This window comes from Chryseobacterium sp. YIM B08800, assembly GCF_026163565.1.
In the GTDB taxonomy this organism is placed as follows: Bacteria; Bacteroidota; Bacteroidia; order Flavobacteriales; family Weeksellaceae; genus Chryseobacterium.
Genome location: NZ_JAPDKN010000030.1, coordinates 83,542 through 94,167, shown reverse-complemented (window position 1 = coordinate 94,167; position 10,626 = coordinate 83,542). Strand labels below are relative to the sequence as shown.

At 33.0% G+C, this 10,626-nt stretch carries 8 protein-coding genes; 4 read left to right on the top strand and 4 right to left on the bottom strand.

The genetic code is table 11. The features are described from left to right. Positions 1 to 227 precede the first annotated feature (227 nt). From OEW74_RS12880 to OEW74_RS12870, 3 genes are all read right to left on the bottom strand, one after another. Positions 228 to 2,516 carry an NADP-dependent malic enzyme gene (locus tag OEW74_RS12880; RefSeq protein ID WP_265428856.1) on the bottom strand — a complete coding sequence of 763 codons (2,289 nt, stop codon included), beginning with the start codon at positions 2,514 to 2,516 and terminating at the stop codon, positions 228 to 230. A gap of 167 nt (positions 2,517 to 2,683) precedes the next feature. Continuing rightward, positions 2,684 to 3,535 (bottom strand): ATPase, encoded by an 852-nt coding sequence (locus tag OEW74_RS12875; RefSeq protein ID WP_265428855.1) that lies wholly within the window; start codon positions 3,533 to 3,535, stop codon positions 2,684 to 2,686. Between the two features lie 87 nt (positions 3,536 to 3,622). Next, positions 3,623 to 3,886, bottom strand: coding sequence for a hypothetical protein (locus OEW74_RS12870; protein ID WP_265428854.1), 264 nt, complete (start codon positions 3,884 to 3,886; stop codon positions 3,623 to 3,625). Between the two features lie 229 nt (positions 3,887 to 4,115). On the opposite strand from OEW74_RS12870, the gene OEW74_RS12865 reads away from it, so the two are divergent. Genes OEW74_RS12865 through OEW74_RS12850 form a run of 4 tightly spaced genes read left to right on the top strand, consistent with a single transcriptional unit; the run spans position 4,116 to position 8,181 of the window. Continuing rightward, positions 4,116 to 4,574, top strand: coding sequence for a GtrA family protein (locus OEW74_RS12865; protein ID WP_265428853.1), 459 nt, complete (start codon positions 4,116 to 4,118; stop codon positions 4,572 to 4,574). Positions 4,575 to 4,577: 3 nt separating this feature from the next. Further along, positions 4,578 to 5,303 carry a lysophospholipid acyltransferase family protein gene (locus OEW74_RS12860; RefSeq protein ID WP_265428852.1) on the top strand — a complete coding sequence of 242 codons (726 nt, stop codon included), beginning with the start codon at positions 4,578 to 4,580 and terminating at the stop codon, positions 5,301 to 5,303. Positions 5,304 to 5,351: 48 nt separating this feature from the next. Then, positions 5,352 to 7,124, top strand: coding sequence for an MFS transporter (locus OEW74_RS12855; RefSeq protein WP_265428851.1), 1,773 nt, complete (start codon positions 5,352 to 5,354; stop codon positions 7,122 to 7,124). Then, positions 7,114 to 8,181 (top strand): DUF3810 domain-containing protein, encoded by a 1,068-nt coding sequence (locus OEW74_RS12850; protein WP_265428850.1) that lies wholly within the window; start codon positions 7,114 to 7,116, stop codon positions 8,179 to 8,181. Before OEW74_RS12855 ends, OEW74_RS12850 begins: the two co-directional genes overlap by 11 nt. Positions 8,182 to 8,866: 685 nt before the next feature. On the opposite strand, the gene OEW74_RS12845 is transcribed toward OEW74_RS12850, so the two are convergent. Further along, entirely contained in the window at positions 8,867 to 10,498 is a 1,632-nt protein-coding gene (locus tag OEW74_RS12845) for a T9SS type A sorting domain-containing protein (protein WP_265428849.1), read from the bottom strand. Positions 10,499 to 10,626 lie beyond the last annotated feature (128 nt).

Below are 10,626 nucleotides of genomic sequence, written 5' to 3'. Positions count from 1 at the left end.
AGTGAAAAGTATTTATTGGGGAAGCGCTTTGATAGAAGTAATTGTGGGAGTGACCACGTTTATTATATTAAGGAAAGGTATTGCTAAATCGAAGATACAGCTTACGTAAAAACAAAAGTCGGGCAGAATTCTACGAATTCTGCCCGACTTTTTTGATTTATATTTTTGATGGATAGGATTTTATCCTATCCTTTATTAAGTCGTCCCTTCGGGACTTCAATCAAAAATTATTTTTTAACCTCTCTTCTCTGTGCATCCAAAACTGCAACTGTTGCTAAGTTTACAATTTCATCTACACTTGAACGCATTTGTAAAACGTGAACCGGCTGTTTCAATCCCATCAAGATTGGTCCGATTACCTGAGCAACTTTCATTCCTCTGATGATTTTGTAAGATAAGTTTGCAGATTCTAGATTCGGGAAGATGAATGTGTTTGCCGGAGTTGTTCCTAATTTTGAGAACGGATAATCACTTAAATGATCAGAGTTCATTGCAAAATCAGGCTGAATTTCTCCATCCACAATCATTTTCGGGAATTTCTCATGAAGAATATTTACTGCTTTCGCCACTTTTTTGGAAGTATCAGAAATGGCAGAAAAGTTTTCGAAACCTAACATGGCAATTCTCGGCTCGATAGCGAATGACTTCACGGTGTGTTCTGCCATTTTAGCAATATTCACTAAATCTTCAGCGGTAGGATTTTGGTTAATCGAAGTATCTGCAAAGAAAATAGGTTTCTTTTCAGATAAAATCATCATCATTGCCGCGACTTTATCAACCCCTTTATCTTTTTCGATTACTTCTAAAACAGGTCTTAAAGTAGAAACATAGTTTTTAGAAAAACCAATAATCAATCCGTCTGTATCACCATGTTTTAACATCAAAGGACCAAAATAGTCTCTCTGTCGAACGTATCTTTTTGCCTTGTACTCGTTCATCCCTTTTCTCTGACGAAGTTTCCAAAGGGTTTCTCTGTATTTTTTTCTGTTTTCTTTTTGATCGTCATCACTAGGATCGATAATCGGAACATCAATGTTGATTCCGAAACGCTCCATTTGCTCTTTCACATACTTTTTGTCTCCTAAAAGAATAGGATGAGCAATTCCTTCTTCATATAAAATCTGTGCAGCTTTCAGAACATTATATTCTTCAGCATTTCCTAAAGTGATTCTTTTCGGATTAGCTTTTGCACGGTTTTGCATCATTCTTACCAACTTCTCATCTCTTCCCATTCTGTCGAGAAGCTGAGTTTCGTATTCGTCGAAATCTGCTATTGTTTTTCTTGCAATACCACTATCAATAGCCGCTTTTGCAACTGCACTTGATACTTTGGTAATTAATCTGTTGTCAAATGGTTTCGGAATAAAATATTCTCTACCAAACTGTAAATTCTTAACGTTATAAGCTAAAATTACCGCTTCAGGAACCGGTTCTTTGGCCAAATCAGCAATTGCATGAACTGCTGCCAATTTCATTTCTTCATTAATTCCTTTTGCCTGAACATCTAATGCGCCACGGAAAATATATGGAAAACCAAGAACATTGTTTACCTGATTAGGATAATCACTTCTTCCCGTCGCCATGATGACATCTTTTCTGGTTTCTACCGCAAGATCATAAGCAATTTCAGGATCCGGATTTGCCAAAGCAAAAACGATTGGATTTTCGTTCATACTTAAAAGCATTTCAGGGCTCATCACGTTTCCTTTAGATAAACCAATGAAAACATCTGATCCTTTTACAGCATCTTCTAAAGTTTCAATATCCGTTTGAGCGATGAAATCTAATTTTTCAGGAGTAAGATTTTCTCTTTTATGGTTGATAACACCTTTACTGTCGCACATCAATACATTTTCTCTTTTTAAACCAAGAGAAATATAAAGATTGGTACAAGCAATTGCCGCAGCTCCTGCTCCGTTTACCACCATTTTCACTTCTTCGATATTCTTATTGGCAATCTGAAGAGAGTTGATCAATGCTGCTGCAGAAATAATAGCCGTTCCATGCTGATCATCGTGCATCAACGGAATATCTAATTCTTCTTTTAATTTTTGCTCAATATAAAAAGCTTCCGGAGCTTTGATATCTTCAAGGTTGATCCCTCCAAAAGTTGGAGCAATCCCTTTTACGATCTGGATAAATTTATCGGGATCTTTTTCGTCAATTTCAATATCAAAAACGTTGATGTCTGCAAAAATCTTAAACAAAAGACCTTTCCCTTCCATTACCGGTTTTGAAGCTTCAGCTCCGATGTCTCCCAAACCAAGAACTGCTGTTCCGTTTGAAATAACCGCCACCAAATTTCCTTTTCCTGTATAATCATAAACCGTTTCAGGATTTTTTTCAATTTCCAGACAAGGAATAGCCACTCCCGGAGAATATGCCAAAGACAAATCTCTCTGCGATGAGTGTGGCTTTGAAGGAATTACCTCAATCTTTCCTTTGGGTTCTGCTTTATGATAATCTAACGCTGCCTGACTAAAGTTTTTTTCGTCGCGGTGAGTTTTACTTGACATATAATTTTCGGTTTTTTATTTAATGTGTATCAAATTAGAAGTTATAAATGTTCTTTTGTCTTAAAACAAAAGAACCAAAAATTCAAGACTGGATTTCTCCGCTAAAATTTTATTACTTAATTTGACATTTATTTATATATTATTTTTTTTATTAAACTTATTATCTACTATAAAATATATTTAATGTGGTAATCAACCAAGCTTTCGATTGGCTTCTGTACAATGTGTCCCACATTCAAATTGAGTTCTGACGCTGCAGAACGTAAAATATTTTCGTAATAATAAGCAATAGAGCCGATAAAATTGATCTCGGCATCCTGAGATTCTTCATACGGAAGAACCTGATAATCGAAAAAGTTTTTCATCTCTTCCAAAACCATTTCCTTAAAGTAAGGATGATCTTTTCTTTCGACCACAAATTTATTGAAATTGGCTAAGTATGCATTGGGTCTGGTTGTATGATACATGTTTTTCAATGCTTCATCAATCGTTAATCCATACATTTCTTTGAACTCAAGATGTAAATCCTGAGGAAGCTTCTGCATAAAGAATCTGCGCACCAACTGTTTTCCGATGGCGCTTCCGCTTCCTTCGTCACCCATAAGATAACCTAATGAAGGAAGTTTTATCTTTAAATTTTCTCCGTCAAAATAACATGAGTTTGAACCCGTTCCCAAAATACAGACAATTGTTGGTTTTCCGTTATACGCTGCATAAGCTGCTGCATACAAATCTTCTTTTACAATAATCTCTGCATTGGTAAAAACCTTTCCTACTTCTTCTTCTATTGTTTCGCAATTTTTTCTAACGCCACAACCAGAACCGTAGAAAAAGATTTTGGTAATTGAATTTTTTACAGATAATAAACTGTTATTTTTTTCAATTTCCGGTACAATAAGCTCTTTGCTGATAAAATTGGGGTTGAAACCAATAGTTTCGGTCTTTAAGAAAACATTTTTGAAGTCATCCAAGATTACCCAGTCAGATTTAGTAGAACCACTATCAACAATAGCAACCATATTTCTAATTTTAAGGGGCTAAATTATGAATTTATCTTCAATTAGACCTCAAAAACAGACACAAGATACTCTCATTTATGATTAAGTTCAGTTTTTAATTTCGCTTTTATTTTGGTTATACTGTATTAGCCAGTCTTCTATCTCTTCTTCAAGATAGGTTGCTTGCATTACCATCGCGTTGATAAAATCGTCGGGTACAGGATCACCATTAGAATTTTCAAGATTCCAAAGGTCGTTTGACATATTTTCGTACTCTGAGTACACCCTTTTGAAACGGGTATTTTCTTTTTCCAAAACTTCAATATTTTTTTGCTGAAGCTGAAATTTTCTGTATTTGTTTTGAGATTTCATACAAATATTTAGGTTAATGTGGTTTGTAAAACTTGTGCAGATACTTCTCATCGTGCATTACAAGATAGAAAGACCATCAACAGAAAAAGTTGAAAATGAATTTTTTATCAGGTACAGTTTCTTTCGTTCTGAAAATTAAATTTAGAAATTATTTTAACACGAAAAAAAAAATTAACAACTTTTTTCACTGTTTAACATATAGTTATAAATTTGCGTATTATTAAAATAGATGAGAGCATTACTACTACGCCACAAACAAGTATTATTATTTATCATTGCAGGCGGACTCAGTGCGATTGTGGAGATCGGCAGTTTCAAAGTCTTCAGTACCTATCTTCCACAAATTATTTCTCAGGAGCAAAATTTTCACGGAATTCATTATCCGTTAAGTAATATTTTATCAACAAGCTGCGGAATTCTTTTTAATTATTTCCTGAGCATCTGGTTTGTTTTTGAACGAGGAAAACATTCTAAACGAAAAGAATTTGCCTACTTTATGGTAGTTTCTTTTATTTCAACCATTTTAAGTTTAAGTTTCTTCCAAATCTTTTATAGTTTTATATTTAAAGATAATATTGATTTAATTTTTTATACCTTGAGTCCGGAAATGATTAGTAAGATTGCCGCTATTTTATTGGTTTCTATTCTTAATTATTCTGTGAAGAAAAAAGTAATATTTAACGGTTGATTTGTGACTACAATTTTAAATTACCTCTGGAGATTCTGGCTGATTATATTAGCATTTGTTCTGACTATTATTCTGGGATTACCGGTATACATTCTGTCTTTAAAGAAAAGCACATTCAAATATGCCCATGTTTTAATAAGAATTTGGTGCTACGGAATGTTTTTCGGAATGGGTTTAAGATACGAACTCATCAATCTTACCGATAAAAAAATTGATAAAAACACACAATACGTTATCATTTCAAACCATACTTCGATTATGGATATTATGCTTCCCTGCATTTTGTTCCCCAATCATCAGCTTTGTTATGTTGGAAAAAAAGAATTGGAAAAAATTCCGATTTTTGGAACTATTTATAAAAGAATCTGCGTAATGGTTGACCGAAGCAGCGCCAGAAGTCGCGCCGATGTTTACAGAAGATGTGCCGAAAAAATGGAAGAAGGCAACAGCATTGTTATTTTTCCTGAAGGCGGTGTTCCAGATGATACCTCAATTGTTTTAGATGAATTTAAAGATGGAGCTTTTACACTTTCATCAAAACACCACTCTCCTATTGCTGTTTTTACTTTTATAGGTTTGAAGGAAATGTTTCCATTTGACAATTCTAAAGGATATCCCGGAAAAGTAAAAGTATTTTTCAACGATATTCTGGAGCCAACCAATTCTCCAAAAGATTTAAAGCTGTCTGCTTTTGAGACAATAAAAAAAACTTTAACAGAACACAGTTAATCACATAAAAAATATATATTTGTTATTAAGAATCTATTTTTAACAAATATGTCAAAAACAACTACTCAACCTACTAATTACCCCGCACTTTATACACTGATTTTAGTGTTTTTCTTTTGGGGTTTTATTGCAGCAGGAAACAGCATTTTTATTCCTTTCTGTAAAAATTATTTTTCACTCGATCAGTTCCAGTCGCAGCTTATCGACTTTGCATTCTATACAGCATACTTTTTGGGAGCATTATTGCTTTTCATCTTTAGTACAATCAAAGGTATAGACATTATTGGAAAATGGGGCTACAAAAAAAGTATTGTTTACGGTCTTCTCCTTTCCGCAATTGGAGCAGCCATTATGATACTTGCAGTGAAAGCAAATGTTTACTACGGAATGCTAATTGGATTATTCGTTGTAGCGCTTGGTTTTTCTATCCAGCAAACTGCAGCCAATCCTTTCGCTGTTTTGCTAGGAGATCCTAAAACAGGAACAAGCCGACAGAATCTTGCAGGTGGAGTCAACTCTTTTGGTACATCAATTGGTCCAATCATCGTTGGTTTAGCTCTTTTCGGAACTACTGCAACTGTAGATGATGATCAGATCAAACATTTGGCTTTAGACAAAGTAATTTTATTATATACTGCTGTTGGAGCATTATTTTTAATTGCTGCCGGAATTTTCCATTTTTCTAAAAAATTACCTGCCGGAATTTCTACAGAACCTATGGAAAAAGCAGGAAAAGCAAGAAAAAATCTGATTGCAATGACCGTTTTGGTTATCCTTTGTTTCATTCCTGTATTTGCTAGTTATAATTCTGATGCAGCTATAAAAATTGAGGACTTAAATAAAGAAATTACCGTTTTACAAGACAGCAAAAAATCTGAAACCAATGCTGCTACGATAGAAAACATCCAACAAAATATTGACACTAAAAAAGCAGAATTACTGGAAGTAAAACATCCTCTGGAAAAAACAAGAATGTACTATTTAGGCGGTGCTTTGTTAGCGGTAGTTCTTTGTCTTGTTTATGCAAATACAAGCTCTAAGAAAAATCCTGAAGGATGGGGAGCGATGAAATATCCACAGCTTGTTTTGGGGATGCTTGCTATTCTTGCTTATGTAGGAGTAGAAGTTGCTATTGGAAGTAATTTGGGTGAACTTTTAAGCTTACCGGAATTCGGAGGACATCAGTCTTCAGATTTAGCGCCTTATATTTCGATGTATTGGGGAAGTTTAATGATTGGAAGATGGACAGGTGCCATCAGTGTTTTCAATTTGAATAAACAGCAACAGATGATTGCAACAATTGTTGTTCCGTTTGTCGCATTTTTTGTCATTATAGGAATTAATATAATTGCGCAAAAAGATATGTCACATTTATATTATTACGCAATCTGTATCGTTATTCAGGTGATTTTATTCTTAGTGAGTAAAAACAAACCCGCTTTAACACTTATTATTTTCGGACTTTTTGGAGTTATTGCAATGATTGTAGGTTTAATGACCACCGGAAATTTTGCTATTTACGCTTTCTTATCTGGAGGTCTTGCATGTAGCATTATGTGGCCATCAATTTTTACTTTAGCGATTACAGGATTAGGAAAATATACCGCTCAAGGATCTGCATTCTTGGTAATGATGATTTTGGGAGGTGGAATTATCCCTCCGTTACAAGGAAAACTTTCTGATATTATCGGAATTCACAGCTCGTATATTATCCCGGTACTTTGCTTTGCTTATATTACCCTATTTGCTTATCTTGCAAAGAAGACCTTAAGCAAACAAGGAATTGATGTTGACGTTTTAGAATCTGAAGGTGCGCATTAATACTACAAAAACATATAAAAAAAAGAGATTTTGGGCGGGTATTTTACTTGCCCAATTTCTTTTGTTCTATACTTTTTCAAAACTAAAATTTGCCGTTTTATTTTTTGAAAAGTTATTTGAATTTCAGAAAAATATCCATCAATTGTTATTCGCATGGATCCCTTTTTCATTTGGGGATTTACTGTATATCTTATTGGGAATTTTATTGATTTATTTAATCATCAAACTCTTTAAAAAGAAAACTAGAAGTAATGCCTTATTTAGAATATTAATTGTTTTAAATATCGCTTATTTCACTTATCAGATATTTTGGGGAATGCTGTATTTTCAGATCCCGATTATCACAAAACTTCCAAAAACTGACGTTACACTGGACGTAAGAAAAGCATTAGCTTTAGAATATCTTGAAAAATCGAAAGCAACCAGAAAGCTCGTTAAAGAAGATAACAACGGAGTTTTTGTTATTAAAGATTTAAGTGCAATTCAGCAGGAAATTTTAAATCAACAAAAAAACCTTCCAAGTTTTATCAATCAAAAAGAAAGCACTACAACCCATTCATTTAAATCCAGTTTGTTTGGAAAAACAATGAGTTTTACAGGGATTTTAGGATATTACAATCCTTTCACTGCAGAAGCTCAATTTAACGCTGAATTACCCTCTTCTTACCTCCCATTTACACTTTCTCATGAAAGTTCTCATCAATTAGGATTTGCAAGAGAACAGGAAGCAAATTTTATAGGTTATCTGATTGGTGTACATTCAAAAAATCCTGAACTTAGATACAGTACAGAGTATTTTACTTTAAAAAGTTTATTGAATTCTATTGTGGATGAAGATGAAGAGTTTGTAAAAACCGCTTTAGAAAATTATTCTGAAGGAATGAAGCGAGACCGGTTGAACGAAAAGAAATTTATAGCAGAACATCAAGGATATCTGAATGTATTTTTTGGGTTTACCAATAATCTTTTTCTTAAAAGCAATCAGCAAGAAGGTGCTATTACTTATTCTTATTTCATCGATCTTTTGGTACGTTACAAAAGTATGTTTACTACATAAAAAAAAGAATCGTATCAGGCGATACGATTCTAAAAACACAAATGATGAAAAAAAATTTATTACCTTGACTTGTTCCCTCATTCAAGGCACTGTAAAATTACGATTTTTTTTTAAAATTCAAAATATAACCCCTAATTTTCTGTAACTTTTATGAAAATTTTATGATTTGAAACTTTTTAAATCCTTATTTCTCTCATAATTATGATTTTCAAATATACCGTGAACAATCGATTACAAAAGTATTTTCAAGAAAAAGACTTGAGAAAAATAAAAAATAATTAAAAAACAAGCAAATAATATTAAGTTTTAAATTTTAACTATTTTTCACAAATCTTTTCATGAAAATACTGATCTCTTTTAAAAAAACACATTCTAAAATTCTATTTTACAGAGAGTACGCTTCAAAAAGAAGCATCATTAACAATTAAAACTGAATTTGAGAGTGTAAATAGCAGAAAAAGTATAATTTTTAAATAAAGAATTTAGAAAAAACTAATTAGAATAAAGATCTTTTTTTTAAGTTATAAAAAGCAAAGAAATTCACATAAAAAAGACCTAAATTTCTTTAGGTCTAATGGAATATGGTATCGTAAATTTTAATTTTCAATAACAGATTGAAATCATCCTGTTATTAAACATGTAAATTATTAATAATTATACAGTTACCAATATTATCTAATTTCAATTATTTCTTGATGAATTTTATTGCTTTATCCTCGCCTTTTAATTTCAATATATATTGTCCTTTTACAAGCTCTTGTACTGCAATTTCTCCTTTTTTAATTTCTCCAGATTTCACCAATTGTCCTACAGCATTGTAAATAACAAAATTAGAATTATCTGCACCATCTAAATGGATAACATCTGTAGCAGGATTTGGATATAATTTTATTGATTGTGATTTTACAATATCTCTCGTACCCAATGATGCTGCAGGAAGAACTAAGTTTTGTGCATAAACAGCAGGAACTGCATCAGCCGTTTTTTTCTCATTAAATACAATTACTGCTTGATTATTAATCGGTTTTAAAACAGTAAGAAAAGATTTACTTGCATTGAAAGTCGCCATAGGAATATACTGCTGAGTCCATGCAAAATCTCCGCTATCAGTAAGTAAAACAGCATTTAAAGAAGTGGGTAATAATGCAGTATTAATTCTTTTTTCAACTACAAAATAAGGTTTCCCATCTGATAAATGTAAGTCACCACTGTGCGTCATGAATTCAGCTGTGATAGGGAAAACCTGTTTAGCATTATCTGTAAAAAGTCTGCTCCCTGTGTTCTTATCAAATTTTTGAACATATTCACCGCCCATTCCTTGTGAAGTCGTTGTATAGTTACATACAGCCCAAATATAAGGAGAACCAGATGAAAAAGCTATTCTCATGTTCTTTTCAAAATTGGTTTGGTTGATATCAAAATCTACCCCATCAACACCCCAAGGCTTATTACCATCTGCAAAATTGATTCTTTGCAAATAAGAGTCAAATCTGTTATTCTGTCCGGTGCTATATCCAAAATATACTACATCCCCATCTACAACTCCTGAATATTTAACATTGTATCCTAGTGATTTTGTACTTACTTGTATTGGACCATCAGACCATAAAATATTCCCGTTAAAATCTATTTTTTGGGCAAACAGGTAACTTGTTGTTCCTGATGATACTTTTTTATGAAACAAAAGAGCTATCTCATTATTTGGTAATTCAAAAAAATCTGCAGGTGCAGTTGTCTTTGTTGGATCATCAGATGCAATACTGATAGGATTTGCCCATACTGGCTGTCCAGATCCGTTATATCTCTGTACTCTCATTTGCACTTGCGTTGTTGCCAGGTTTCCTACGACAATATCACCATTTGATAAAGGAAGAATTTCTGGAGAGTATCCTTCACCTGCATTAATTCCGTTAGGCCATAATGATGTACCTTGTGGGCTTATTTTAAAAATTCTCAAAGGAGTTCCTGTCCCTGTACCTGTTACTCCAATATAAAGGTTATTAGAGGAATCAACTGCTGTGTTTTCTACTACTGTGTAAGTTCCCATCGGGATCTGGTTGCTAAGCATTATACCATCAGTTCCCAATAGTTTATCGCCATTCTGATCTAATATCTGTAGCCATAATTCAAAATTTGTAGGAGCGGCAACTTTTTTCCAAAAAGCAATATAAGTTTTCCCATCATTAGTAGTAGACGCAAATGAAGATGCATTTTCATAATTAACAACAGATAAATTTTGATCTGTATTAGGATTCCATTGTGCAGATGTTGCAGAAATCATGAACCCCGTAAATAATAATGTAATTAATTTTTTCATATCTCTCTATTATTTTCTTGTATTGAACAAAGGAATAAAGTATTTTGAGAGTACAATAAAAAAATGTTACATAGTTACCACCTATAGCTATAAAATTTCACACACACAGACCACACACTTAAAAATAA

Coding starts and splice junctions, on each gene's coding strand:
- OEW74_RS12880 (WP_265428856.1), bottom strand. CDS start 2,516: ATGTCAAGTAAAACTCACCGCGACGAAAAAAACTTTAGTCAGGCAGCG.
- OEW74_RS12875 (WP_265428855.1), bottom strand. CDS start 3,535: ATGGTTGCTATTGTTGATAGTGGTTCTACTAAATCTGACTGGGTAATC.
- OEW74_RS12870 (WP_265428854.1), bottom strand. CDS start 3,886: ATGAAATCTCAAAACAAATACAGAAAATTTCAGCTTCAGCAAAAAAAT.
- OEW74_RS12865 (WP_265428853.1), top strand. CDS start 4,116: ATGAGAGCATTACTACTACGCCACAAACAAGTATTATTATTTATCATT.
- OEW74_RS12855 (WP_265428851.1), top strand. CDS start 5,352: ATGTCAAAAACAACTACTCAACCTACTAATTACCCCGCACTTTATACA.
- OEW74_RS12845 (WP_265428849.1), bottom strand. CDS start 10,498: ATGAAAAAATTAATTACATTATTATTTACGGGGTTCATGATTTCTGCA.